We start from the raw sequence: 24,616 nt of genomic DNA on the forward strand, positions 1-24,616 counted from the left end.
CCCCTGCCGGAGCGGGTGACTAGCGCGGGTAGAACGTCTTGCCCGCCTTCACCATCTCCACGAGCGACGGCGCGGGGGTGAAGCGCTCGCCGTACTTGTCCTGGAAGTGCTCCAGGCGGCGCAGCAGCTCGGCGGGGCCGAGGCTGTCCGCGTAACGGAAGGGGCCTCCGAGGAACGGCGGGAAGCCGAGGCCGAAGATGGCGCCCACGTCGCCGTCACGCGCGCTGCGCAGAATCCCCTCACCCAGGCAGCGCACGGCCTCGTTCACCATCTGCAGGGCGCACCGCTCGGCCATCTCGCGCGAGTCGAGCTGCTTGCGGTTCCTGCCATGCGGAAGAAGATCGTAGACGGTGACGTCCACCTCCTTCTTCTTCTTCTTGCCGTCGTAGGTATAGAAGCCCTTCTTGTTCTTGCGGCCCAGGCGGCCCTCGGCCACCACCTTCTCCAGGGCGCGGGGCGCGGACATGCGCTTGCCGAAGGCGGCCTCCATGATGGGGCCCACCTTCTGGGCCACGTCGATGCCCACCTCGTCCAGCAGGGTGATGGGACCCACGGGGAAGCCGAACTCGACGAGCGCCTTGTCCAGCTCCGCGATGTCGGCCCCATCCGCCAGCAGGTGCGCGGCCTCGTTCATGTACGGCGCGAGGATGCGCGAGGTGTAGAAGCCCGGCCCGTCGTTGACGACGATGACCGTCTTGCCCTGCCTCTTGCCCACCTCCACGCAGGTGGCCGTCACCCAGTCGGCGGTGCCCTTGTGGGTGATGATCTCCAGCAGCGGCATCTTGTGCACCGGGCTGAAGTAATGCATGCCGATGACCTGCGCGGGCCGCCGCGAGCCCTTGGCCAGCTCGGTGATGGGGATGCTGGAGGTGTTGGAGGCGAAGATGCAGTCGGCGTGGGTGACGGCCTCCACCTCGCCGATGATGCGGTGCTTGAGGGCCAGGTCCTCGAAGACGGCCTCGATGACCACGTCCACGTTCTTGAAGCCCTCGTAGCCGGTGCCACCGGTGACGAGCGCCATCTTCGCGGCCGCCTCCCGCCACGTGAGCGAGCGCTTCTTCACCCGCTCGTCGTAGATGCCCTGCACCTGCTTGAGGGCGCGGCCCACGCCCGCGTCGTCCTTGTCCTTCACGCGAACCGGCACGCCCTGCAGCGCCGAGCTGACGTAGGCGATGCCTCCGCCCATCAGACCGCCGCCGAGCACGCCCACCTTCTTCACCTCGCGCGGCTTCACGTCCGCGTTGGCCGTGCCGTTCTCCTTCTTGAGCGCGGTGGTGGCGAAGAAGATCTCCACCAGCCGCTTGGAGACGTCGGACACCACCAGCTCGCCGAAGAACCGGGCCTCGGCCTCCAGACCCGCCGCACGGCCGGACTCCACGCCGATGCGAACAGCCTCGAGCGCCCTTTCCGGCGCCGGGTACTTGCCGCGCGTCTTCTTGCGCAGCTGCTTGCGCGCCTGATCGAAGAGGATCTTCCGGCCCACCGGGTTGTCCTCGAGCGCGACCTCGGCCCACAGCTCCTTGTTGGTCAACCCCTGCAGGAGTCCACCCAGGCCCTTCTTGCCCTGCTGCGCCACCGCCTTGAGGCCCTGACCCCGGGGGCGCTCCACCTTCAGCATGCCCTCGGCCAGCTCGCGGGCGCGCCGCACGGCCAGCTCCCGAAGGATGGGCGCGGGCACCACCTCGTCCACCAGGCCCAGCTTCTTCGCCTTGGAGGGCTTCACGTTCTTGCCGGTGAGGATGAGATCCAACGCGGCCTGCACGCCGATGAGCGCCGGCAACCGCTGGGTACCACCCGCGCCGGGGATGAGGCCGAGCTGCACCTCGGGCAACCCGAGCGTCGTCTTCGGGCTGTCGGTGGCGATGCGGTAGTCACAGGCGAGCGCCCACTCCAGGCCCCCGCCCAGACACGCGCCATGGATGGCCGCCACCACCGGCTTGGGGAACGCGTCCAGCTGGTCGAAGCCCTGCTGTCCCTGACGCGAGGCAGCGGTGGCCTCCGCGGCCGTCTTGATGGTCTGGAGGAAGTCGATCTTCGCTCCGGCCACGAAGCTGTCCTTCTTGCCGGAGATGAAGACGACCGCCTTCACCGTGGGCTCCTTCTCCGCGCGGGACAGCAGCGACGCGAACACCTCGCCCGTCTCGGGGGAGAGCGTGTTCACCGACTCTCCCGGCAGGTCGAACACGAGGACCGCGACACCGTCCTCGACGTGATAGGTGAAGCCCTGCTTCGCCTCGAGCTCCTGAGCCATCATCGCAGCCATCACGCACGCTCCAGGACCACCGCGGCTCCGAGGCCACCGGCGGCGCAGACGGTGCACAGCACCGTGTTCTTGTTCTGACGCTTCAGCTCATGAAGGGCCTGGGTGACGATGCGCGCACCCGTGGCCCCGAAGGGATGGCCGAGGGAGATGGAACCACCCGACAGGTTGAGGCGGGTGCGGTCCACCTCGCCCACCGGCGCGCTCCAGCCGGCCTTCCGGGCGAAGTCCTTGGAGGCCAGCGCCTGGATGTTGCTCGCCACCTGGGCGGCGAAGGCCTCGTGCATCTCCACGAGGTCGATGTCGGCGAGCTTCATGCCCGCGCGCTGCAGCGCGATGGGCGCCGCGTAGGCCGGGCCCTGGAGGAGCTGGTCTCCCGGGTCGGTGGCGGCATAGGCGTGGGCGAGCAGGTAGCCGAGCGGCTCCAGGCCGAGCGCCTTCGCCTTCTCCTCGCTCATCAGCAGCAGCGCGGCGGCACCATCGGTGAGCGGCGAGGCGTTGCCGGCGGTGACGGTGCCGTACTTGCGATCGAACACGGGCTTGAGCTGGGAGAGCGCCTCCAGGCTCGTGTCCTCGCGGACGATGTTGTCCTTCTGCGACACCTTCTCGTACTTCGGCGGCACCACCACGTGCATCACCTGGGAGTCGAAGAAACCGTCCTTCCAGGCGCGAGCGGCGTTGTGGTGCGAGGCGAGCGCGATGCCGTCCTGCTCCTGGCGGGAGATGCCGTTCTCCTTGGCCATCTTCTCCGCGCTCTCACCCATGGTGAGGCCCGTGGAGTACTCGGCGATGGCCGGGGGCACCGGGACGAGGTCGCGCGGCTTGAGGGCCTGGAAGGCCCTGAGCTTCTCCGTGAGGCTGCGGGCCTTGGAGGCCGCTACCAGCGCCTGGGCCAGCGGACGGCTGGTGAAGATGGGCGCATCCGACATGGACTCGGTACCACCGGCGATGGCCACCTCCGCCTCACCCACGGCGATGGCATTGGCCGCGGCCGTCATCGCCTGGATGGACGTGGCACAGGCGCGCGCCACGGTGAACGCCTCGATCTTCTTCGGCAGCCCCGCGGCTAGCACCACCTCGCGCGCGATGGACGGCGCGGTGAGCGTGGGGACGACCTGGCCGAACACCACCTGGTCGATCTCGTTGGGATCGATCTCCGCTCGCTGCACCAGCTCCTGGACCACCATGCGGCCCAGGTCCAGCGCGGTGAGCTTCGCGAAGTCGGTTCCCGCCTTCACGAAGGGCGTCCGCAATCCGCGGACGATGGCCACTCGCCGGTGGCCGTTGCGCTGCTTCTCGCGTGCCATGTGTTCCTCACCTTCACTGCGTGGTGAGGCGCATCTAATGAGCCGTTGCGCATCGCGTCAACGGGAGATTGACTCCGGAGTCAACAAGAGGGCCAAGGCCTCCTCCGCCCCCTCGGAGGGCGGGCTCAGGGTGCGGTGCCAGACTGTTGAGCAGCCGACTTCTCGAGAAGGAACTCCTCCAGGGGACGGAGCTCCGGGGCGGCCCATAGCGAGGACAGCTCGGCCTGCTCGATGCGGCGCACCAGGGACTCGGGAAAGGGTTGTTCACCCGCCTGAGCGAAGAGCTCGGCGAGAACCCGGTTGGGCTCGTAACGGCCCCGGATGAGTTGCTCGAACGAGGGGCTCACCGGTAGCAGGGAACGCAGCAGTTGCTCGTCCCGGAACAGGAGCACCGCGACCTCGGGTGCGATCGCCAGGATCCGCCATTCACTCGAAGGCGCCACCTGCTCCAGCATCAATTGAACCCAGCCACACTGCTCCGCCAACAGGTCTGGCGAGAGCGTATGCGAATCAAGCACCACCGCCACGGGCGCCCTCCCCCAGAAGAGGATTTCCCGCGCGGCTCTCGAGGCCCCACCATTGCTATTGGCCGCCCGGATTCGGATTCCTCGATCGCGAAGGAGGGGATGACCGTCCACCAGACGCCGCATGAGCTTCCCAGCAACGAGTCCGGGGGTCACGATGAACGCACTCATCAGAAATCGCTCCTGGTCAGCAGGCTCAAATCCGCGAACCCCGTCTCCACGGCATGCCGCAGCTTCCTTCTCATGCCATCGAGGAGCCGATGCCCCCTGAGCGCCACGTCGATCTCATCCCCCTCCCACAGAAGCACATCCGGCGGAGGCAACATCTCCACCAGCATGGACGCAGCCGATGAAACCTCGCCCGTGCAGAACATCGCTCCGATGGTGGCTCGCGGCCGACGCAGGATCTGAGACTTCAGCTTGACGATGGTCACGGTATCTACCGGTCTGGTCATGTCCTTGAACTCTACCAGACAGGACACCCCATCGAAATAGACCACCCCATCGATCTGCTCCAGGAGGACACCCTTCCGGTAGACCCGATACGGCCAGGTCACCTCGGCGCCTTCCAATTGGAAGGCCCTCAGGATGAGGTACTCCAGCAGCACACCGCCGGGCCAATCGGCGGGCGTGACACCCGCCAGGAGAGCCCTCCACAGCTTCAGCAACTCCTCATGCTCGAGCGCGAGCACCCTGCGCTGGTACTCGCTGCTCCTGCCCTCGTCCGTCACGACCCCGTCCCCTTCCCCTGCCCCACTCGCACCACCCTACCGGGTGCCCCTGACATCCCCGGTCAACTCACGGGGTCATGTACTCAGGTGCCCTGGCGGAGCGCGGCGCCGTGCTTGTGCACGGCCTCGACCATGAACTTCGCGGCGTCCGGATCCGTGGGCGGAAGGATGCCGTGACCGAGGTTGAAGATGTGCCCCACGGGCCCCGCGCGGCGGAGGATGTCCACCACGCGCTGCTCCAGCTCCTCGCGCGGCAGGAAGAGGTGGAGTGGATCCAGGTTGCCCTGCACGGCCACGTCGGGCCCGAGCACGCGCCGCGCCTCGTCGATCGGCGTGCGCCAGTCCTGCCCGATGACGTCGGCGCCAGTGCGCTTGAGCAACGGCAGGTGGTTGGACATCCCCGTACCGAAGACGATGACGGGCACTCCCCTGGCCTGCACCTCCTTCACCATGCGCGTGAGGTACGGGACGCAGAAGCGCTCGTAGTCCCAGGGCGACAGCTCACCCCCCCACGAGTCGAAGATCTGGACGATGCTCGCGCCCGCCTCCACCTGCATCTGCAGGTAGGGAATCAGCGTGTCGGTCAGCTTCTGGAAGAGTGTATGCGCCAGCTTCGGCTGCTCGAAGAGGAGCCGCTTGATGAGGATGTAGCTCTTGGAGCCGCCGCCCTCGACCATGTACGCGGCCAGCGTGAAGGGCGCGCCGCAGAAGCCGATCACGGGCACCGAGTCGTTGAGCGCGCGCCGGGTGCGGCGGATGGCCTCGGCGACGAAGCCGGTCCCCTGGACGGGGTCGGGCACGCCCAGGCGCTCGATGTCCGCGGCGGTGCGCACGGGGTTGGGGAAGTGCGGCCCCTTGTCCCCGAGCTCCAGCTCGATGCCCATGGCCTCCACGGGAATGAGGATGTCCGAGAAGATGATGGCGGCATCCACACCCAGCCGGGTGATGGGCTGGACCGTCACCTCCGCGGCGAGATCCGGGTTCTTGCACAGGTCCAGGAAGCCGATGGTGCCGCGCACGGCGCGGTACTCGGGGAGGTAGCGGCCAGCCTGGCGCATCAGCCACACCGGCGTGGTGTCGGTGGGCTGACGGCGAGCGGCTCGAAGGAGGCGGTCGTTCAAGGGTCGGGCTCCGTGTCTGCCCCCTCTCCCTCGGGGAGCGGGCGGGGGGTGAGGGTTGTCAGGTGCGGTCGCCAGGGTCAACGACCCTGTCAGGGCGGTGCGGAATGATCCGTCCCTCCAAAACGTATGCTTGACAGTGAAGGTGGTGGCCGATACAAGGCCGCCCCGTCGCAACGCGGTGACGCAAGCGAGGGGCGGATAGCTCAGCGGTAGAGCGTCGCCCTTACAAGGCGAGGGTCACAGGTTCAATCCCTGTTCCGCCCAAGCAGCAGTCGTGGTAGGTGAAGCGAAGTGTCGTGGGGAGTTAGTTCAGTTGGTTAGAACGCCGGCCTGTCACGCCGGAGGCCACGGGTTCAAGTCCCGTACTCCTCGCCAATAGAAGGGCCCGGAATCGCGAGTCGGTTCCGGGCCCTTCGTCCTTCCACCCATCCCCTCGCTCCGCATCGCAACGGAGGCCCGCCGGTACCCCGCAGCGGGCCGGTCCGCGCGAACGGGCTACGACTGGGGCTTGAAGTCCAGCGACAGGTTCACCGTGCCGGAGTAATCCGACCCCTCGGGGGGCGCGTACTGGATCTGCGCCTTCCCGCCAAACCACTCATACAGCGTATTCCCACCGGAATCCTTCCCGGCGGGCACCGAGTCGATCGTCAGCGTCACCGCGCCGATGCCACTGCCGGAGCTCAGCTGCACGGAGTACCGCTTCCCGTCCGTCGACTCGACGCCGCCCAGGGCCTGCGTGATGCCGTTCCCAGCACTGTAGGTACCGGTCTTGGGATCACCCGACATGAAGAGCAGCAGGGTGTCGCTGCTCTCGATGGTGCCGCTGCCCTCCTCGGGCTCGATCTGGAGGCTGTACTGGAGCTGCCCGTTGGCCAGCGTCGCCGCCTCCAGACTGCAAAATTTCACCTTCCCTGTCACGGCGCCGCTGAAGGTGCCGGTGCAGACGACCTCGGTACCGGTTCCCGCGTCATTGCCGCCACCGTTGTTGCCGCCACCGTTGTTGCCGCCGCACGCAGCGAGCGACAGAGCGACCACGGATCCCAGAGTCCACCACGTTTTGCGCATCAGTTATCCTCCTGGAGAGCCCTAATACCCCAAAGTCGGTGCGGCAAGTTGACCGATAGTCTGCAACTACACGCACCTCTAATGTGGCAGCATCTATGGCCCTCATCCAACGCAGCGGTCACGTGCGCCGGGAGTCAGGTCAGGTCGCGGTCGAAACGGCCCTGATCATTCCGCTCTTCGTGTTCCTGATTCTCGGAGTCCTACAACTTGGGTTGATGGCCCAGGCTCGAGTGATGGCCAAGTACGCCGCCTACCGGGCGGCGCGCGTGGGGGCGATGAACCACGCCAGCGTGGAGGCCATGGAGGCGGCGGCCGTCTTCCATCTGCTGCCCGTGCTCGCCACCGAGCAGGGAACGATCCTCCCGACCGGCAGCAGCAGCGAGGTCATCAGCAAGTACACCCGCGCACTGACGGAGAACACGACCCGTCTGGCGGCGGGCTCCAAGCAGGTGAAGGTCGTCATCTGCGGGCCCACGATCTCCGAGCTGCGTGGCACCGGAAGGGACGCGCTGTCGCCGGCGGACCAGCAATCCCGCGGAGGCCGGGGCAGCCGCAACGAGGTGGACTTCGACGATCCGGAGCTGGTGCTCAACGGAGAGGTCTCGAGTTCGGACAATCCGGACGACGATGGCTCCACGGGTCTGGGGGGCGATGAGATGCGCCGCTACAACCGCCTGCGTCTGCGTGTGCAGCTCCAGCTGCTGTACCGGATGCCCATTCCCTTCGCCAACTGGATCATGACCCGCACGTATCTGGGTCTCTCGCTGCCCTCGGTGCTGATGATGACCCGGAAGGGCGAGACCCTCAAGGAGAGGACGAAGGACCAGGCCATCCCCGTCCGCGCGTTGCTCAACCAGCGCATCTACACCATCCCCATCAACGTCAGCTACGCGATGCGGATGCAGAGCAACTTCTTCCTCAACCGCTTCAAACTGCCCGATAGGAACGAGTGCTACCACTACGCGCCCTGAGCCAAGGAGCGCCCTCGGATACGCCTTGAAGAGATCCCCCATGAAAAAACTCTTCCGAGTCTCGCGCACCCGTGGCCAGGCCATGATCCTGGGCGTGGTGACGCTGCTGATCCTCGCGCTGGTGGTGTTCATCACCTTCAACGTGACGGTGTCGGTGCAGCAGAAGATCCGGCTGCAGAACTACGCCGATGCCAAGGCCTTCTCCCTGGCCGTGGTCGAGGCCCGCGCCCTCAACCACTTCGCCTACACCAACCGCGCCATCGCCTCGTCCTACGTCGGCATGGCCAACGTGCACGCCTATATGTCCGAGGCGGCCATGCTGGTCGACCTGAAGATGGCCGCGTCCTCGGTCATGGGCATCATCTCGGGGATCGAATACGCCGAGTGCTACTGCTGCTGGGCCGGGCCCTGCTGCTTCAGTCATTGCATCCACGGAATGGAGGCGAACATCAACTCCATCGGGCTGCTCATCGACTGGGTCAGCGGCAGGATGGGGCAGAAGATCCGCCAGCTGGATCAGCCCGCCATGAACCTCATGCGCGCCCTGGATGCCCACGTCACCATGTTGAACGGCTCGCAGCAGGCGGTGCGGCTCGGCGTGACCGCCACGCTGATGCAGGGCAACCTGGGCTCGCTGATGCAGGAGAACATGCAGAAGGCCGCGGGTGTCACCCAGGACGAGAACGCGGTGAACATCTTCAACACCCAGCAGTGGAACCAGGTCTTCTTCAGCAACACCCAGCAGAAGCAGCGCATCATGGCGGAGACGGTGAACGCCACCCGGCAGGACTTCGCCTGGAACCGGAAGGGCTCGCCCCTCGTCCAGCCGGTGCTCTTCCCCCAGCTCGCCAAGCTCATCAAGGCATCCCTGTGGATGGGGCCCAACGGCACCTGGGCCGTCCTCCAATCGCCCGGAGGCGTCAACGGCCGCACGGGCGCCACGGACGGGAACTTCCCGGGTCAGTCCGGAGGCATGGTCTTCATGACCCAGGACAGCCAGCCGTCCTCGACGCGTGGACAGAGCATCAGCTCGTTCGACTGGGGCACGCTCACCGGCACGTGGCGGCACGGCGCCGGGGTGGGCCAACTCCCCATGCTCGGACCCATCAGTGCTGGCGAAATGGTGAGCGGCCAGAGCGCGCGCCACACGGGAGGTTTCCTCGACTTCTTCAACCGGCCGCATTCGGGCAGCCAGCACAGCTCCCCGCAGATCAAGATGGAGCGCTTCATGGAGTTCAACATCGACGCGAACGCTCCCTTCAACCAGCCCGCCGTCTTCGCCGCGGTGAGCACGGACGGCCGCGTCAATGAGTTCGGCATCCGGGGTCCCTACGAAGTGGCCAAGGACGGCACGGGAACCCTCCGCATCGGGAAGGTGGGCTCGCAGGACGGGGAGATCACGCTCACCAACAACGAGCGCACCAAGGCCTTCTCCAAGGCCCTGGTCTACTACCACCGCATCGGCGACTGGTCCGACTACCCCAACCTCTTCAATCCCTACTGGCGTGCCAAGCTCCACCCGCTGACCCAGACGGACATGGCGACGCTGGCCACCATCGACACGAATGCCGCCACCGTGGCTGGCGCCGCGAGCGGCGCGCCCCACAGCGGTGGGAAGGGAGTGAACATCCAATGAACACCGCATCCAGACCCCACGGACGCCGGCGTGGCGCCGCGCTGGTGGAAACCGCGCTGCTGATGCTGGTCCTCATCCCCCTGCTGCTCTACGCCATCTTCCTCATGGACGCGGCGTACATGAAGCTGGACCTGCAGGAGACGGTCGTGTCGGGCCTCTGGGACTTCTCCACCCGCAACCGCGAAGCGGGCAAGAAGGACAACGAGCGCCTGGACGAGCTGGCGCTGACGTCACGGGCCGTGCGCGCCACGTACTCGGACCACACCTCCGCGTTCGACGATGGAGCGGAAGTGGACGCCCCCGGGTACGGCGACACGAGCCGCATCCGGGGCAACCACGACCACCAGAAGCACCACAAGATCTACTTCGCGGCCCAGTACACCTTCCGCTTCGACGCCAACGTGGGTCCGGACACCCAGTTCAAGTGCACGGTCAAGGAGGACTCGAGCTGGGCCAACGACGTCACCAACGTGCTGCCGACGTTCGCCAACTCCCGCTACAACGCGGGCGGCCAGGTCGTGTGCGAGGCCACCGGCTACATCTACAACTACCTCCTCCCGGAGAAGCTCTTCACCGAGTTCACGGAGGTGAAGATGTCGGATCTGACCAAGCGTGGCACCGGCTCGGACTCGCACGCCTACCAGGGCCAGGGCAACAACATCATCGCCAAGGAGAGAGGCTCCCTCTTCTTCAACACGTGGGCGCTGCGCACCGGCTCGGAGACCGGCAGGCTCGACGAGAAGACGGACATCGGCGCGCGCGAGGGCGGTGGGGATCCCCAGAATGTCGAGGGCCCCTTCTATGATCGCGTGGTGGCCACCTACTCGGACATTCCCTCGTACGCCGCGGTGACGGCCGCCTCGGCCAACTTCACGTCCAAGGCCATGTCGACGGACCTGATGACCGCCGTCACCGCGGGAGCGCGGACACGGGAGGTGGCCGGACTGCCCAACATGGCCGGAACCTTCCTGGTCGCCCGTTACAAGCCCCAGAGTCCCGGGCAGAAGCAGCAGAGCCCGCAGGACTTCATCGGTGGCAAGGGCTACCAGTCCACGCCCTATAGCGGCGTCAACAACAAGTACGTGAACGCCTACAACAAGCGAGGCGTGCACTACATGGGTTGCAAGCAAGCGGAGAAGGATAAATGTCCTTGAGAGCCGTTGTCTTCATCGCCGTCCTGGCCTGGGCGGCGCCCGGCCTCGCGGCGGGGAAGACGGACAAGGCCATCGCCAGGACGCTCGCCGCGACCAACAAGCCGGCCGACTCCGCTTCCGGGGGTTCATGCTGCGATGGGTCCGGCGGTGGCTCGTGTGGAAGCGCCACGCAACCCGCGCATGACGCGCTCCACTCCGACACCGATGCGCCGAGTCCCCTGGCCTCGGAGGAGACGTGGCGGGAGTTCGTGCGCAAGGTGTACGAGGAGGAGCCCGAGCCCGAGGCGGAGCCGCCGGATGCGGATCCCTTCGCCTTCAGCGTGTACCGCGGAGTCCGCCCCGAGCCCATGGGCAGCCAGACGCTCATCAACGGCGCTCGGATGGATATCGCCACGCTCATCGTCGAGGATCCACCGCACATGGTGATGAACTTCTACCGGGAAGCCATGGTGAAGGCGGGCCTCCACTACATCGTCGGCCGGGTGGATGAAGTGCCAGGAATGACGTACCTGAGCTTCCGGCCCGCTGGGAGCCAGAACATGAAGACGGTCACCCTCGTGCCGCATGGCGCGGGGACGGTCATCCTGGCGTCCGTGGGCAATCCGGAGGAGTTGATCCAGGGGCGCCCGCCCCTTCCGCGGGACGTGCCCCTGCCGCCCAACGCGGAGATGCCCACGGCCATCCAGCAGATGGAGCCCGGCCTGGCATCGCGCAGCAGCCTCTTCGTGGTGCGGGACAGCTCGGTGCAGAAGATCCAGGCGTTCTATCGCGAAGAATTGACCCGGCGAGGGTTCGTTCCCGTCACCGTGCAGGACGGATTGCCGGGGATGGAGAGCTACCAGAAGGGCAGCACCCTGCTGTCCATTTCCGCGAAACCCCATTCGGATCCAACGGCCGTGGCCGTGGGCATCCTGTGGCTCGATCAGTGAGAGGAAAAACCGTGTACTCCACCTCTTTGCGCACCGCCGTGCTGGGGCTGCTGCTCGCCGCCGGGCTGGCCTCCGCCGAGTCGCCCAAGAAGAAGGACGCCAAGCCGACCCCACCCAAGCCCGCCGTCACCAAGGTTCCCAAGACGTGTGCGGATCAGTGCGAGCTCCTCAACACCTTCTGCGCGGACCCCTGCAACAAGATCAAGAACAACGAGCCGGCCAAGGCGGCGTGCAAGAACAACTGCACCCAGATGGCCAGCACGTGTAACGGAAGCTGCAAGAGCAAGGGGAAGATCGACGAGAAGTACATGATGGAGCACATCAAGGTGCCCAAGGCGCCCCCGGGCGTGAAGGTCAGGGACGAATGACCACGAACTCCCATCCAAGAAACGAGCGCGTCAGGCGCGCTCCGGCGTTCATGGCTCCAGGCCGCCTGCTCCGAAGGGGCCAGGCGATGGTCGAGTACTCGGCCATCGTCTTCTTCCTCGCGCTCGCCGGTGGCGTGAGCATCATCACGGTCATCCCGATGCTGATGTCGGCCCTGAACCGATATCTCCAGGGCATCTACTTCATGCTCAACATGGCCGTGCCCTGAGGGCCGGAGTGCCCGGAGCGGAGGCGAAGAACTCCAGACTTGACTGACGGCTACCGGACAATCGAGAACGCGAGCGTACCAGAGGGGAGCCTCATGACGCGTAAGCCGCTGTTCCTCATCGCCGTTCTCGCCGTCCTGCTGTCGTCGTCCAACGCCTCCGCAGGAGTGTGGTTCGAGCTCCTACACGCCCCCTGCTGGACGGGCGACGAGAGCAACATCGCCCATGACAACGGAACGATCGGCCGGTACCGGGGCTCCGTCGACTGCTTCAACAAGGACTTCAACGGTGGGGGTTCCCGCACCACGCTGAGCATCAAGGCGTTCCAGGCGTGGGAGTTCGGGACGATGTTCCTGTATTACGACATCACCGGCCCCTTCAGCAGCGCCATCGCCGATGTGACGAGCCTCAACGAGAAGGGCGGTTTCTTCGGAGGCATCACGCTGACGCTGTCGGGCAAGTTCTTCAGCGAGCGGCTCCTGCAGCGGCAGCTGGACTGGGGCCCGCTCACCAACGTCTCGTTCAAGTACGAGGCGGAGCACGTCGCCAAGTTCGGCATGCTGAGCTACTACGGCATTCAGTGGGACCTCGCCGTGCCTGGCATGGACTTCGTGACGGCCACCACGGTGGTCCGCGATGACTACATGTTCCGCGGCGTGGACTTCCAGGTGGGCGCGGCCTGGCAGAAGTCCTTCTCCCTCGGGAGCCAGGACTTCAAGTTCCTCGGCTTCTTCTCGCTCGGCCTCTTCGGTGAGGGCGTGCACCGGCGCGATCCCACGCAGAGGGGCAACCGCTTCTTCCTCGCCCAGCCCCAGCTCCTGTGGGACCTCGGCAAGACCATCACCTTCACCCCGGACAAGCTGCTCATCGGCGCCGAGTACCAGCTCGCCTTCAACCGCTACCTCATCCAGAACAAGAACGAGAACGTGCTCCAGGGCATGATCCGCTGGAACATCTGAGCCCACGGGCTCGGAGTTTTCGAGACAGAGGGCTCGGAGCCGCGCGCCGGTTCCGGGCCCTTCTCTTTTCCGCCCTCCCCTCACCCAACCACGAGCCCGGGCCGGGCCTGGATGCGCCGCTCGTGTTCGAGCAGCCATTGCTTGGTGGGCACGCCCCCCGCGTACCCGGTGAGCTTCCCGTCCGTGCCCACGACCCGATGGCACGGGACGATGATGGAGATGGGGTTCCTCCCGTTCGCGGCCCCCACGGCCCGCGCCGCGCTCGCCCGCCCGAGGCGGCGTGCGAGCTCCCCGTAGGACCAGGTGACGCCCAACGGAATCTCCCGGAGCACCGCCCAGACGCTCTTCTGAAAGGGCGTCCCGACCGGCTCCAACGGCACATCGAAGGAGACGCGCTCGCCCGCGAAGTACTCCTCCAGCTGGCGTCGCGCGGCCAGGAGCACCGGATGGTCCTCCCGCTCGCTCGCGACGAGCACCGGCGCTCCCTTGTGGTTCTCCATGTAGATGCCCGTGAGCGCGCCTTCCGTGGCGTAGAGCCGCAGGGGGCCCACGGGGCTCTTCATCGTCGTGGTGAACAGCGTCATCCGCCCGCTCCTTCGGAGAGAGAAGTCCAGAGGTGTATCGCCGCGTAGGAGCGCCAGGGCCGCCAGGCCTCGGCACGCTCGGCGGCCTCCTTCGCCGTCACCCCCCCGAGCGCCTTGCGAATCCCGAGATCGCTCGCGGGGAAGGCATCGGGCCAGCGCAGGGCCCGCATCGCGACGTAGTGCGCCGTCCAGGCCCCGATGCCCGGCAGCGCCTCGAGGCCCGCCATCGTCTCTTCGACGTCGGCGTGCCGCTCCAGCCGCACGGAGCCCTCGGCGACGGCCCGCGCCACCGCCAGGAGGCTCCGCGCACGCGCTCCGGGCATTCCCAGCGTCGCCACGTCATCCTCCGTCGCCGCCGCCAGCGTCTGGGGCGGAGGGAAGAGCCGCGAGCACTCCACATGAGGACTGTCGACGGGCTCGCCGAAGCGCGCCACGAGCCTCCCGCTCAGCGTGGTCGCCGCCCGGACGGATACCTGCTGTCCGAGAATGGCTCGCACCGTCATCTCGAAGGGATCGAAGGCCCCCAAGACACGCAGCCCCGGGTGGACCCGCACCCATTTTCCGAGCAGCGCGTCGCGCCCGAGACACTCCGCGATGACCTCCGGCTGCGCATCGAGGTCGAAGAGCGCACGCAGCCGCGCGGCCACCTGCATCAGCACGCCCGCCAGCGAGAGCGAGACCTCGGCCAGCAGCGCGGGGCGCTTCGGATCGTGCCGGACCACGAGCCAGCCCGTTCTTCCACCCAGGCGCACCGTGCGCCGGTAGTCGGAGTCCCCCACGTACTCGACACCCGGAATGGCGCGTCCACGAAGGAACCCCAGGAGCTGCTCCCAATCGAGCGGTGGGCGGTAGTCCAGCCGGAGGACGAGCGAGCGCGCCCCCTCCCCTTCTCCCCCCTTGCGCCGCAGCTCCGAGGGCGACCTGCCGAAGCGCGACTGAAAGAGCGCGTTGAAGCGCCGGACGCTCTGGAAGCCACTGGCGAAAGCGATCTCCGCCAGGGGGAGCGAGGTGTCCTGCAGGAGCTGCTTGGCCAGCGCGAGCCTCTTCGATTGGGCCAACTCCACGGGTGAGACGCCGAGCTCGGCCTCCATCGCCCGGCGCAGGTGCCGGCTGGTGACGCCCAGCTCCGATGCGAGCTCATCGATCGAGGACTCGTTGAGGAATCCCCCCTCGATGCGGGAGACCGCGGCCGCCACGAGCCTCGGCACGGAGTCCACCGGAGCGCTGCCCGGAGCGAGCTCGGGACGACACAGGAGACACGCGCGGAAGCCCGCGCATTCGGCCTCGGCGGCCGTCCGGTAGAAGGCGCATCGCTCCTGGCGGGGCGTCCTCGCCGAGCACACCGGCCGGCAGTAGATGCCCGTCGTCGACACTCCGACGAAGAAGAGCCCATCGAAGCGCCGGTCTCGCGCGGACAGGGCCCGGTAGCAGGTTTCGGATTCCAGCGTGTTCATCACGGGGCTTTCGTAGCCTGGAGGCCCGCCCCTGTCTGGCCATTTTCGGACCTGACCGCGAAAATCGGGTCGCGGGCGTCCGGAGCACCCCGAGTCGCTCCCGTCCGCTCAATTCGCCTCGGCCGCGTGGGCCTCCTGGGAGGACGGCGCCACGCCCACCTCCGCCACCAGCATCGGCCGCACGACGCCCGGCCGGGTGGCGGGGTTCAGGAAGCGACCGGTCAGGCGCGTGACGCGGAACTGGTCGAACGTCCGCAGGGGGGAGACGGACAGGCCCGCCTGCTCCAGCTCGGCGACGCGCTCCCGGGCGACGTACAGGTAGACCGGCCGGGTACTGGCGGCCTCCTTCAGGGCCGCGAGGTCCCACCGGTGCACGGGCGCATGGCTATACAGCTCGAACGCATAGGACTTGTCGCCGTAGGTGCCCACGGTCCGCGGCGGCTGTGCGTTGACGAAGAAGGCCGCTTCACTGCCCCCCTGGTAGAGCAGCAGCTCCGGATACAGGAACACGTTGAGCAGGATGTTGAAGGCCACGGATGCCCCGAAGCTCCTTCCCACCAGCTCCGGCAACCCGCGTCCCCTGAAGATCCACAGGGAGAGGCCCAGCGCCAGGACACACCAGAGGAGCGCCGGCACGAGCTGCTGGGGCCGGGCGAGCCACAACAGGAACGGAGCCAGGAGCATCATCGCCACGGTCGCCAGCCACTGGACTCCCGCCACCCACCGCAGCCGGGACTCGTCCCTCGGCTGGCAGACCCAACCCGCGATGATGATGCTGAAGAAGGGAAAGAGGATGTTCAGATAGTGCGGCAGCTGGAAGCGCGAGAGGGAGAAGACGAGGAAGGAGAGCCCCGCGGCTCCCCAGGTCACATACTCCCTCGCCTCCCCGGTCCGCTTCCTCCACCCGGCCAGCCCACCGAGCACCGCCCCGTACAGCCAGAGCGACCAGGGCAGGAAGGCCCAGAGCACGGTGTGGAGGAAGAAGAAGGGATTGCCCTTCCCCCGGATGGGGCCCGTGTTGAAGAAGCGGCCAAACTGGCTGTCCCAGAAGAAGAACCTCACGCCGGACACGCCCGTGCGCCCGAAGACGACCTTCTCGGGGTGCAGGTCGAACTGCTGGTACAGGCAGTACAGCTCCGGGAGGATGAACACGCCCACCAGCAGCAGGGCCACCCACCACCGGGGATGCCAGAGCTCGGACCACTGCCTGTGCATCACCCAATGGACCACCAGCCCCCCGCCCACGGTCAGCAGCACGAACGGACCCTTGGTCATCATCGCGCACGCCGCCAGCAGCGAGCCCCAGATCAGGTGGTGGCTGAACCGATGCTCCCCGGCCCGGACGTAATGGTAGACGGCACCGATGATCAGCCCGACGAGATAGGGCTCCGCCCTCACGTCGTTGTTGGACATGACCAGGTGCTGGGCCGTGAGCAGGAAGAGGACGGCCAGCCGGGCCACGGAACGTGAGTAGAAGTGCCGGGCGAACAGGTACGTGTAGACGAGCCCCAGGCCCCAGAACAGCAGGCCCGGCAGCTTGTAGGCGACCTCGTTCACCCCCAACAGCCGGAAGCTGAGCGCCGTGAGCCAGAAGGGGAAGTGGGGCTTGTCCAACCAGTCGCCGCCATCGGCAATCAGATCGACGAAGTCGCCACTCTCGGCCATGTTCCGGGCAATGGTCCCGTACAGGGTCGCATCCGGTTCCATGAGGGTGAGGGTCAGACCGCTCAGGTTGAGCAGGAGGCCCACGAGCAGCAGCCACCGGAACCAGCGGTCCAACCAGGTATCGAGCGCGGAGGGATTCACGATCGCGGGCATGATACCGCGCCGCGCCCCTTTCAGGTGCGGCTCAGGGCGCCCGGGTGACCTGGAGGCGCTCGTCGGCCAGCGGCTCTCCCCGCAGGAAGGCCTTCATGCGCTCCAGGATGCGCGGGTCCGACTGGAAGAGCCCGTCATGGCCCGCGCCCTCCAGCACCAGATGCACGGCCCTGGACAACCCGGGGCGCAGGGCCTCCGCGTTGTCGGGCGCCGTGCGGCCATCGAGTGTGCCGCTGATCATCAACACAGGGGACCGCGCCTTCAGCGGGCCCCGGAAGTCCTGGCCCACGTCCACCACCCCGGGAACCCAGGCGGCCTCGACCGCGCCCGCGTTGACGGCTCCCCCCAACAGGGCCGTGCGTGCCTCACGGGCAATCCGTGCGCGACGAGCAGGGCTGATGCCGGAGGCGGCATCCATGGCCATCGACATGGGCTCCAGCTCTCCGTTCCGGAGGAGCGACGCGAAGGGGGCCATCGCATCGAAGTGGCCCGCCTCCAGCGCCGGGAGCAGCGCCAGGAAGCGCTCGAAGAAGGCGGGATCTCGCATCGACTCGAACACCGCCCGCTGCAGATCGAACCGGGTTGCCACCCACGTCTGCTCGGTGCCCGTCTTCTCGTCGGTGAACTTCACGGTGCGTGGGCGGCGCCCCAGCGCATCCATCAGGGCCCGCAGGCGGACCCGCAGGCCCTTGTCCTTCGCGTCCCGGGCACGCAGCAACGCATCCCATCGGTCCAGCAATGCCTCGGCATGGACGGGGCGCTTCCAGGTGTCGTCCGGCCCCTCCACTCCAGCCAGGATGGCGTGGTCCACCCTGTCGGCATGGCGCCTCAGGTACGCCAGCCCCAGGTGCGTGCCATAGCTGATGCCCCAGAGGTTCAAGCGGGGCACGCCCAGGGCCTCGCGCAGGGACTCCAGGTCCTCCGCGCTCTCCACCGTGGTGTAGGCGCCGAGGTCCACGCCCGCCTCGGCCCACGCCCTGGCGGCCTCGGTGGTGGCCTTCTTCAGCGTCGCGGTCAGCAGAGCCTCATCCATGGGTTGGTCCAAGGGGACCGACCAGGGTCGGCTCAGCTCGGGGTGGAAGGTGGATTGTCCCGTCCCTCGCTGGTCCAGTGCGATGACATCCGCCACCTCGCGAAGCGCGAGGAAGAGCTCATGGCGGACGCCTCTCGCGGCCTCGATGCCCGAGCCGCCCGGCCCCCCCGCCAGGTACACGATGGGGGCTCCCGGCTGGGAATTCGTGCTCTTGAAGCGGACGAAACGCAGGGTCAGTGACGCGCCTTCGGGCCGGGCGTGCCTGAGGGGGACCGTCAGGCTGCCCAGCTCGGTCTCCACCGTCCTGCCATCCCGGGCGCGGAAGGTGTGGGGTTCCAGTCGAAGGTTCGCGGCATTCGCCACGGCCAGGGGGATGAGCAGGGTGAAGAGCAGCACGGCTCGCATGGATGTCCTCCAGTGGGTGCGCCCTGAGATTATGAGCCACCGGGGCCTCGGCTCGGAGGACATCGCCCAACGTCTCATGGCGTCGCCCGGATGCAGGCGGGCCGCGCCGGAGTGCGTATGCTGGCGTCATGCGTTGCTGGCTGCTCATCGGGTGCCTGGGAGTCCTGCCGCCGGCCCAGGCGCCGCTCGCCCAGAGCGTGGAGCGCACGGTGGAGGTCCACGCGGAAGACCTCTCCGTGGAACGTGCCCTGACCCCCGGTGGTGAGGGCTGGCGCACCGTCCCACCATCGCGAGTCGCCGAGGGGCCGGCGCCCTTCTGGATTCGCACATGGGTCCAGGTGCCTCCGCGAGCGCCAGGGGCCCCCACGCCCGTCCTGGCCCTCTCCCTTCTGGGCTCATGGGAGGCCTGGTGGGATGGAGCGCTCCTGGGGCGCAATGGCCACGTGGGACGGACGCCTGAAGAGGAGCTCCCGGGCCACGTGGACGTGCTGCTCCCCCTTCCGCCCGAGCACGCCACGGCGGGCCCGCACCTGCTGGTCATCCGGGCCTCCGCGCACCATCTCGGTTTCGAGCCCGTCGGCACGCTCCACCGTCTCCAGGTAGGCGCAGCCTCCCAGCTCGCCCGGGCCCGCCTGCTCTGGCTCGTGCCCTCCCTGGCCCTCCTGGGCGCGCTGGTGCTGATGGGCTCGCACTACCTCGCGCGGTACTTCATGGAGCGCCGCGGCCGCGCCACCCTGTTGCTGGGACTGCTCTGCCTCGCTGCCTCGGCGCAGCTGCTCCTCGAGGCGTGGCGAGGGCTCGCGAACTATCCCTATCCCCTGCACATCGTCCGGCTCTGGCTCCTGTCCGCCTCCACGTTGACGGTGGCCGTCCTCCTCCCCACGACCCTGCACGCGGCCTTCCGCGAACCCCGCCGGGCCCCCTGGTGGGGCGCGCTGGCCGTGAGCCTGATGGGCCTCAGCGCGGTCCCTGGCTTCGATGGCAGGAACGCGGTGGCCCTGGGGCTCTCCCTGGGCGCCTCCCTCCTCATCGCGCTGCGAGCCCGGCGGCGGCGGGAACCGGGCGCGTGGGCCGCCCTGGGAGGACTCGGCCTTGCCCTGGCGCTCTACCTCACGGGCCCCCTGGACTTTCCAGAGCGCGGCTTCTTCATCGCCTTCGGAGGGTTGCTGCTGTACCTGGGCGCGGTGCACGCCCATCAGCTCCGCCGCCAGCAGCAGCGGTTGGAGTCCGCCACGCGTGCCTCGGAGCGCCTCCAACTGGAGCTGCTCAAGCGCAGCATCCAGCCCCACTTCCTGATGAACACCCTGGGCGCCATGAGCGAATGGGTGGAGACGGAACCCGCCCAGGCCGTGCGCTTCATCGAGTCCCTGGGCGCGGTGTACCGGCACCTGCTGAGCATCTCGGGAGAGCGGGCCATCCCGCTCGCCCGGGAGCTGGAGCTGTGTCGTGCCTATCTGGAGGTCATGGGCTTCCGCCATGGCCTCGCCTTCACGCTGGAGGCCCCGGGCGTCGATGGTGAGGCGATCGTGCCTCCAGCGGTGCTCCACACCCTGCTGGAGAACGCCTTCAGCCACAATCGCTACACGACGCCAGTCACCTTCCACCTCCAGGAGGGACACGCGGGAGGCCGCAGGCGCTACGTCTTCAGCGCGCCCGCCGGCACGGGCGCCACGCCTCGCGTGGGCGAGGGGACGGGTACCCGCTACCTCGAGGCGAGGCTGGATGAGACCTTCCCTGGCGCCTGGAGTCTGGTGCAGGAACCCACGGAGACGGGGTGGACCACGGTGATGGAGATTCCCGCGTGAAGGTGCTCATCGTGGAGGATGAGCCCATGGCGGCCCGGCGCCTGGAGCGACTTTGCCGGGAGCTGCTGGGACAGGGCCTGCCGCCGCCCCTCGTACGCGCGAGCCTCGCGGATGCGCGAGAGGTCCTGGCCGAGCGCACCGTGGACCTGGTGCTGCTGGACCTGGACCTCTCGGGAGAGGACGGCTTCCAGCTGCTGGAAGAGGTCGCGGCCGGTTCCTTCCACACGGTGGTGGTGTCGGCGAACACGGACCAGGCCCTGCGCGCCTTCGAGTTCGGGGTGCTGGACTTCGTGGCCAAGCCCTACACGCGGGAGCGCCTGGAGAAGGCGCTCGCGCGCGTCCGGGGCCGTGGCGCGGGCCCGTTGCGGACGCTGGCCGTGCGCAAGGGCGGTGGCATCCTCCGCGTGCCCCTGGAGACCGTGGCCTACATCCAGGGCGCCGGGGACTACGCGGAGCTGGTGCTCCGCGATGGCGGCACCGAGCTGAGCGAGAAGAGTCTGGACCGGCTGGAGGTACTGCTCCCCACCGATTTCGTGCGCATCCACCGCTCGTATCTGGTTCCCCTCCAGGACGTGGCCCGCCTGTGGACACTGGAGGGCTCGCGCACGACCGTGGAGCTGAAGAGTGGCCTCCAGCTTCCCGTGGGCCGGAGCCGGGTGAAAGCACTCAAGGCGCGGCTGGAACCAGCGCCCCCGGATATCCGGATGCCGCGAGAGTAGCGGGCACGGCGCTCGAGAAATCCGTTGGCGGCCCTTCTTTTTTGAGATGGTGGCCGGGCCGGTCCCTCTCCCGCCTGACCCCCCCCTGGAAGGAGACACCCATGAGGATCCTGAGATTCGTCACATCCCTGGCACTGGCAGGCGCGCTTTCCGCCTGTGGCGACGGAGCCCCGGCCGAGGCTCTCGAGCTCGACTCCGTCGAGTCCTCGCTGGACTGCGCCGCCCTGAGTGCCCCCGTGTATCACCGCATCCGGCCGACGTCGGGTGACAGCCTCTACACGACCAACGCGAACGAGGCGGCCAACGCCGATACGACCTACGGCTACACCGAAGACCGCGGCGTGGCCTTCCACGCCGCCCGTGCCACGGGGACGGGGTTGTCCCCCGTCTACCGCATCTACAGCCCGAGCCGGGGCGAGCACTTCTGGACCATCGACGCGACGGAAAAGCAGAACCTCGTGAGCACGGGAGGCTTCACCACCGACGAGGGCATCGGCTTCTACGCCTCGAAGACGGCGGATCCGTGCCTCGTCCCCGTGTACCGCTACTCCCACACGTCGCTCAGGAAGCACCGCTTCGCCACCACCGAGGCCGAGCGCAACAGCCTGAGCGCCGCCGGGTGGATCGACGAGGGCATCAAGCTCTACGCCGCGCCCGCCTCCACCCAGCCCGTCGACACGAAGTTCACCCTCGTCGTCATCCCGGACACGCAGAACGAGGTCGTCAACAACTCGACCCTCATCGACCACCGCATGCAGTGGCTCGCCGACAACAAGTCCGCGCTCGACATCCGCTTCGTGATGCAGACCGGCGACATGATGAACTGGGACACGCCCGACCACATCCAGTACGAGCGCGCCAGCAATGCACTCGAGCGACTGGAGGCCGCCGGGATTCCCTACGCGCTCGCCATTGGAAACCATGACACGGCGGCCACCTGCACGGGCGGCGGTGCCTGCCCCGGCAACGTAAACGCCAACCTGCGCAACACCACCACGTTCAACACGTACTTCCCGACGACGCGGTTCAAGGCGCTCACTGGCGTGTACGAGACGGGGAAGTGCGACAACGCCTATCACACGTTCACGGCGGGTGGCCTGAACTGGCTCGTGCTCAACCTGGAGTTGTGGGCCCGCACGGGCGCGGTCAATTGGGCGAAGACGGTGCTGGCCCAGCATCCCCACCACAACGTCATCGTCATCACCCACTCGCACCAGACGAGCAGCGGCGGCATCGAGCAGAGCAATGGTGGCTATGGCAACAACAGCCCCCAGTACGTGTTCGACAACGCGCTCAAGCAGTACCCCAACGTGCGGTTCATCTTCTCCGGCCATGTGGGCTCCTCGGCCTATCGCAAGACAACCGGTGTCCAGGGCAACGAGATCCACCAGATCCTGACGACCTACCATGACTCGAAGACGAACCCGACGCGGCTGCTCGAGATCGACACCGCCGCGAACACCTTCTCCACGCGCGTGTACTCGCCCTACACGAACGCGGAGAAGCAGGACGGCTCGAAGTTCACCGTCAGCAACGTCTCCTGGGTTCGCTAGGAGGTAGCCGGGGCCGGAGGAGCGAGTCCGGCCCCCCCAAAAGGGGGAGCAATCGCTCACCATTGTCACACAACGTCAGTTCTGACAGGTTGTCGGGCACCGGTTCTACCCTTGTCAGGGACCCTGTCCGCCTTTCCGGCGACAAGAAAGCGAATCCACACCATGCCCAGAGTCAACCGCAAGCCCTCACCGCCACCGTCACCGTCCACCTCCCAGCTCACGGGTAACAACAAGCCCCTACCGGATGCGGTCACGCGCACGGACAACCAGAAGTATGGCGTCTACCTGGATAGCGCGAACGTGGACAAGAAGACCGGGGCCTCGCTCTTCGTCAACACCAACGTCCCGCCCCCCAAATTCCAAGGCATCGGGAATGAGACGCAGAGTCCCACGACCTACGCCCACGGAACGGACACCTTCGAGCGCTACCAGTTCCAGAAGGGAGTGAAGGACTGCGCGCACAACGCCGAGGAGGTCCAGCACGGCAAGCCATTGCTACCGCCCGCCAAACACGCGGACAATGAGTTCACCCTCGCCAGCAAGGAGAAGGTGACGGGCCAGGTGTTTGGTTATTCCCACGAAGACAACATCGAGGTGTCCAAGCAGGCCAGGAAGACGAACCCCAACGCCGTCAATCACAACGCGAATCCCCAGCCTGGCGAGTCCTATGGCATCATCCGGCAACACGAGCCGAGGAACGGCCAGTCGCCCTTCCACTTCGCGCCCGTCGTGGCCAGGGATGGAAACCAGACCATCACCGCGGAGCAGACCGCGGGAACCTCGGATGCCAAGAGTCGGAACACCTACCCGACCATGGACGTGTACCGGGTGGGCGACAATCAGGACTCCTTCCATAATCGCTATGCCAACAAGGACGGTTACGGAAAGGACGCCATCACCGTGACCACCCAGAAGTGGGGCCCGCAGACCTTGAGGGAGAACGATCCCAAGCCGGATGCGACGGAGCCCCTGAGCAAGAAACAGAGAACGGAGTAGCCCCTTTCGGGGCATCACCCCATGGGAGGTTACGAGTTCCCCCTCCGCGCGGCGCCCGGCACACGTGTGCCAGCGCGCTCGAGGGGTACTGGCACGCCGGGGCGCCTTCGCGATGCAGGGGAACACCGCGATGGTGGCCAATGACTGGCCCTACTCGGCCCGCTTGGACTCCGGGGCCACCCGTGTCACGCGGCCGGGCTCTTTCGCCTGATGGACACGAGGCCAGGAGGGAGTGGCTTCCCGGGCGTCCAGCCCTCCAGGGAGCTCCAGAGCGTCACCACCGCTCGCGCCAGGGGGGCCACCTGCTCCGGAACCCGCCCCTTGTCGAACCATGCGACCTTCTCGCCCTCGGGGGTCTCCCGGTCGAGCGCCACGGTGGTCGCGGTGTCCGCCGGGTTGGAGTCCAGGTCCTCGGGATCCAGGTCCGCCACGCGGTTCCAGTCCTCGAGCGCCCCGGGCGACAGCTGCGCGTCGACGACTCCCCCACCCGGAAGCTGGAGCCGGACCGCTCCGCTCGAGTGCACCGACAGGGTGCGTCCTCCGACCGTCCACCGGGTGAGCGCGCCCTCGAGGACTGGCGACAGGTGCGGGTCGTCAACCAGTTCGGCCGCGGACGGGAGGGGCTCGGGGTACAGGCCCGCGACCGAGGTGAGGGGCCGCTCGGGCATGAGCTCGGTGCGCGCGCGCCACCGGCCGGTTCGCAGGAGCCAGGTGAGGAAGTCGCGCGCGCGTGCCATCGAATCGGCGTAGCCCCGCTGGTCGATTCTCACACCGTCCGGGTAGACCGCGACCAGCACCCCGTGGACCGGGAATTCGGTGGGGTGGGCGATGCGCCACTCGCGCGCGTCGCGGGCGCTCCGGACACGATCGGCGAGGAAGAACTCCTTGCCGTTCACCGGATCACGCCACGCCCAGGGTAGGGACTCGAGGTGCGCCTCGATCGCCGAGACGTCGAGCGGAGCGTCGGTGCGGGTGAGCCATGCGCTCTCGAACTTCACG

General features: G+C 67.4%; 22 protein-coding genes and 2 tRNA genes. 13 read left to right on the forward strand and 11 right to left on the reverse strand.

The window, feature by feature from the left end:
* Window positions 1–19: 19 nt before the first annotated feature.
* The 5 genes from fadJ to hemE form a co-directional block, all read right to left on the reverse strand.
* Complete coding sequence (gene fadJ, locus JQX13_RS51165; protein ID WP_203406622.1) at window positions 20–2,263, reverse strand: fatty acid oxidation complex subunit alpha FadJ; 2,244 nt, start codon at window positions 2,261–2,263, stop codon at window positions 20–22.
* Window positions 2,263–3,567, reverse strand: a complete 1,305-nt coding sequence (fadI, locus tag JQX13_RS51170) for an acetyl-CoA C-acyltransferase FadI (protein ID WP_203406623.1) — start codon at window positions 3,565–3,567, stop codon at window positions 2,263–2,265. The genes fadJ and fadI overlap by 1 nt, the downstream gene beginning before the upstream one ends.
* Window positions 3,568–3,692: 125 nt before the next feature.
* Window positions 3,693–4,262, reverse strand: coding sequence for a hypothetical protein (locus JQX13_RS51175; RefSeq protein WP_203406624.1), 570 nt, complete (start codon window positions 4,260–4,262; stop codon window positions 3,693–3,695).
* Complete coding sequence (locus JQX13_RS51180; protein ID WP_203406625.1) at window positions 4,262–4,822, reverse strand: hypothetical protein; 561 nt, start codon at window positions 4,820–4,822, stop codon at window positions 4,262–4,264. The genes JQX13_RS51175 and JQX13_RS51180 overlap by 1 nt, the downstream gene beginning before the upstream one ends.
* An 83-nt stretch (window positions 4,823–4,905) precedes the next feature.
* Complete coding sequence (gene hemE, locus JQX13_RS51185; RefSeq protein ID WP_203406626.1) at window positions 4,906–5,943, reverse strand: uroporphyrinogen decarboxylase; 1,038 nt, start codon at window positions 5,941–5,943, stop codon at window positions 4,906–4,908.
* Between the two features lie 192 nt (window positions 5,944–6,135).
* Between hemE and JQX13_RS51190 the strand changes: the two genes are divergently transcribed.
* Together JQX13_RS51190 and JQX13_RS51195 are read left to right on the forward strand one after the other, a co-directional pair.
* A tRNA-Val gene (locus JQX13_RS51190) sits at window positions 6,136–6,207 on the forward strand.
* A 34-nt stretch (window positions 6,208–6,241) separates the two neighbouring features.
* A tRNA-Asp gene (locus JQX13_RS51195) sits at window positions 6,242–6,318 on the forward strand.
* A gap of 120 nt (window positions 6,319–6,438) precedes the next feature.
* Here JQX13_RS51195 and JQX13_RS51200 read toward each other — a convergent pair.
* Window positions 6,439–7,008, reverse strand: coding sequence for a hypothetical protein (locus tag JQX13_RS51200; protein WP_203406627.1), 570 nt, complete (start codon window positions 7,006–7,008; stop codon window positions 6,439–6,441).
* Window positions 7,009–7,103: 95 nt separating this feature from the next.
* Between JQX13_RS51200 and JQX13_RS51205 the strand changes: the two genes are divergently transcribed.
* The 7 genes from JQX13_RS51205 (at window position 7,104) to JQX13_RS51235 (ending at window position 13,250) form a co-directional block, all read left to right on the forward strand.
* Window positions 7,104–7,979 carry a TadE family protein gene (locus tag JQX13_RS51205; RefSeq protein ID WP_203406628.1) on the forward strand — a complete coding sequence of 292 codons (876 nt, stop codon included), beginning with the start codon at window positions 7,104–7,106 and terminating at the stop codon, window positions 7,977–7,979.
* 40 nt (window positions 7,980–8,019) lie between these two features.
* Window positions 8,020–9,615 carry a hypothetical protein gene (locus JQX13_RS51210; protein ID WP_203406629.1) on the forward strand — a complete coding sequence of 532 codons (1,596 nt, stop codon included), beginning with the start codon at window positions 8,020–8,022 and terminating at the stop codon, window positions 9,613–9,615.
* Entirely contained in the window at window positions 9,612–10,769 is a 1,158-nt protein-coding gene (locus JQX13_RS51215) for a hypothetical protein (protein WP_203406630.1), read from the forward strand. Before JQX13_RS51210 ends, JQX13_RS51215 begins: the two co-directional genes overlap by 4 nt.
* The gene (locus tag JQX13_RS51220; RefSeq protein ID WP_203406631.1) at window positions 10,760–11,698 is read left to right on the forward strand and encodes a hypothetical protein; all 939 of its coding nucleotides are present in this window, start codon (window positions 10,760–10,762) and stop codon (window positions 11,696–11,698) included. The genes JQX13_RS51215 and JQX13_RS51220 overlap by 10 nt, the downstream gene beginning before the upstream one ends.
* Before the next feature lie 11 nt (window positions 11,699–11,709).
* Window positions 11,710–12,066, forward strand: coding sequence for a hypothetical protein (locus tag JQX13_RS51225; protein WP_203406632.1), 357 nt, complete (start codon window positions 11,710–11,712; stop codon window positions 12,064–12,066).
* Entirely contained in the window at window positions 12,063–12,293 is a 231-nt protein-coding gene (locus tag JQX13_RS51230; RefSeq protein ID WP_203406633.1) for a hypothetical protein, read from the forward strand. Before JQX13_RS51225 ends, JQX13_RS51230 begins: the two co-directional genes overlap by 4 nt.
* Window positions 12,294–12,386: 93 nt before the next feature.
* Window positions 12,387–13,250 carry a hypothetical protein gene (locus JQX13_RS51235; protein WP_203406634.1) on the forward strand — a complete coding sequence of 288 codons (864 nt, stop codon included), beginning with the start codon at window positions 12,387–12,389 and terminating at the stop codon, window positions 13,248–13,250.
* A gap of 80 nt (window positions 13,251–13,330) precedes the next feature.
* Here JQX13_RS51235 and JQX13_RS51240 read toward each other — a convergent pair whose 3' ends face one another.
* The 4 genes from JQX13_RS51240 to JQX13_RS51255 form a co-directional block, all read right to left on the reverse strand.
* A complete protein-coding gene (locus JQX13_RS51240) occupies window positions 13,331–13,834 on the reverse strand; it encodes a methylated-DNA--[protein]-cysteine S-methyltransferase (protein ID WP_203406635.1) in 504 nt (167 codons plus the stop codon).
* Window positions 13,831–15,288, reverse strand: a complete 1,458-nt coding sequence (locus JQX13_RS51245; protein WP_203406636.1) for a DNA-3-methyladenine glycosylase 2 family protein — start codon at window positions 15,286–15,288, stop codon at window positions 13,831–13,833. Before JQX13_RS51245 ends, JQX13_RS51240 begins: the two co-directional genes overlap by 4 nt.
* Before the next feature lie 108 nt (window positions 15,289–15,396).
* Complete coding sequence (locus JQX13_RS51250; protein ID WP_203406637.1) at window positions 15,397–17,106, reverse strand: ArnT family glycosyltransferase; 1,710 nt, start codon at window positions 17,104–17,106, stop codon at window positions 15,397–15,399.
* 31 nt (window positions 17,107–17,137) lie between these two features.
* A complete protein-coding gene (locus JQX13_RS51255) occupies window positions 17,138–18,544 on the reverse strand; it encodes an alpha/beta fold hydrolase (protein WP_203406638.1) in 1,407 nt (468 codons plus the stop codon).
* Window positions 18,545–18,672: 128 nt separating this feature from the next.
* On the opposite strand from JQX13_RS51255, the gene JQX13_RS51260 reads away from it, so the two are divergent.
* From JQX13_RS51260 to JQX13_RS51275, 4 genes are all read left to right on the forward strand, one after another.
* Window positions 18,673–20,349, forward strand: coding sequence for a histidine kinase (locus tag JQX13_RS51260; RefSeq protein ID WP_203406639.1), 1,677 nt, complete (start codon window positions 18,673–18,675; stop codon window positions 20,347–20,349).
* Window positions 20,346–21,068: a LytR/AlgR family response regulator transcription factor gene (locus JQX13_RS51265; protein WP_203406640.1), complete on the forward strand. Its 723-nt coding sequence runs from the start codon at window positions 20,346–20,348 to the stop codon at window positions 21,066–21,068. The genes JQX13_RS51260 and JQX13_RS51265 overlap by 4 nt, the downstream gene beginning before the upstream one ends.
* 101 nt (window positions 21,069–21,169) lie before the next feature.
* Window positions 21,170–22,621, forward strand: coding sequence for a metallophosphoesterase (locus JQX13_RS51270; protein ID WP_203406641.1), 1,452 nt, complete (start codon window positions 21,170–21,172; stop codon window positions 22,619–22,621).
* A 162-nt stretch (window positions 22,622–22,783) separates the two neighbouring features.
* The gene (locus JQX13_RS51275; protein ID WP_203406642.1) at window positions 22,784–23,617 is read left to right on the forward strand and encodes a hypothetical protein; all 834 of its coding nucleotides are present in this window, start codon (window positions 22,784–22,786) and stop codon (window positions 23,615–23,617) included.
* 185 nt (window positions 23,618–23,802) lie between these two features.
* On the opposite strand, the gene JQX13_RS51280 is transcribed toward JQX13_RS51275, so the two are convergent.
* Window positions 23,803–24,615: a hypothetical protein gene (locus JQX13_RS51280; protein WP_203406643.1), complete on the reverse strand. Its 813-nt coding sequence runs from the start codon at window positions 24,613–24,615 to the stop codon at window positions 23,803–23,805.
* Between the last annotated feature and the right edge of the window lies 1 nt (window position 24,616).

The sequence above is a fragment of the Archangium violaceum genome, assembly GCF_016859125.1.
GTDB classification, from domain to species: domain Bacteria; phylum Myxococcota; class Myxococcia; order Myxococcales; family Myxococcaceae; genus Archangium; species Archangium violaceum_A.

Coding starts and splice junctions, on each gene's coding strand:
- fadJ (WP_203406622.1), bottom strand. CDS start 2,263: ATGGCTGCGATGATGGCTCAGGAGCTCGAGGCGAAGCAGGGCTTCACC.
- fadI (WP_203406623.1), bottom strand. CDS start 3,567: ATGGCACGCGAGAAGCAGCGCAACGGCCACCGGCGAGTGGCCATCGTC.
- JQX13_RS51175 (WP_203406624.1), bottom strand. CDS start 4,262: ATGAGTGCGTTCATCGTGACCCCCGGACTCGTTGCTGGGAAGCTCATG.
- JQX13_RS51200 (WP_203406627.1), bottom strand. CDS start 7,008: ATGCGCAAAACGTGGTGGACTCTGGGATCCGTGGTCGCTCTGTCGCTC.
- JQX13_RS51205 (WP_203406628.1), top strand. CDS start 7,104: ATGGCCCTCATCCAACGCAGCGGTCACGTGCGCCGGGAGTCAGGTCAG.
- JQX13_RS51210 (WP_203406629.1), top strand. CDS start 8,020: ATGAAAAAACTCTTCCGAGTCTCGCGCACCCGTGGCCAGGCCATGATC.
- JQX13_RS51215 (WP_203406630.1), top strand. CDS start 9,612: ATGAACACCGCATCCAGACCCCACGGACGCCGGCGTGGCGCCGCGCTG.
- JQX13_RS51220 (WP_203406631.1), top strand. CDS start 10,760: ATGTCCTTGAGAGCCGTTGTCTTCATCGCCGTCCTGGCCTGGGCGGCG.
- JQX13_RS51230 (WP_203406633.1), top strand. CDS start 12,063: ATGACCACGAACTCCCATCCAAGAAACGAGCGCGTCAGGCGCGCTCCG.
- JQX13_RS51235 (WP_203406634.1), top strand. CDS start 12,387: ATGACGCGTAAGCCGCTGTTCCTCATCGCCGTTCTCGCCGTCCTGCTG.
- JQX13_RS51240 (WP_203406635.1), bottom strand. CDS start 13,834: ATGACGCTGTTCACCACGACGATGAAGAGCCCCGTGGGCCCCCTGCGG.
- JQX13_RS51245 (WP_203406636.1), bottom strand. CDS start 15,288: ATGAACACGCTGGAATCCGAAACCTGCTACCGGGCCCTGTCCGCGCGA.
- JQX13_RS51250 (WP_203406637.1), bottom strand. CDS start 17,106: ATGCCCGCGATCGTGAATCCCTCCGCGCTCGATACCTGGTTGGACCGC.
- JQX13_RS51255 (WP_203406638.1), bottom strand. CDS start 18,544: ATGCGAGCCGTGCTGCTCTTCACCCTGCTCATCCCCCTGGCCGTGGCG.
- JQX13_RS51260 (WP_203406639.1), top strand. CDS start 18,673: ATGCGTTGCTGGCTGCTCATCGGGTGCCTGGGAGTCCTGCCGCCGGCC.
- JQX13_RS51270 (WP_203406641.1), top strand. CDS start 21,170: ATGAGGATCCTGAGATTCGTCACATCCCTGGCACTGGCAGGCGCGCTT.
- JQX13_RS51275 (WP_203406642.1), top strand. CDS start 22,784: ATGCCCAGAGTCAACCGCAAGCCCTCACCGCCACCGTCACCGTCCACC.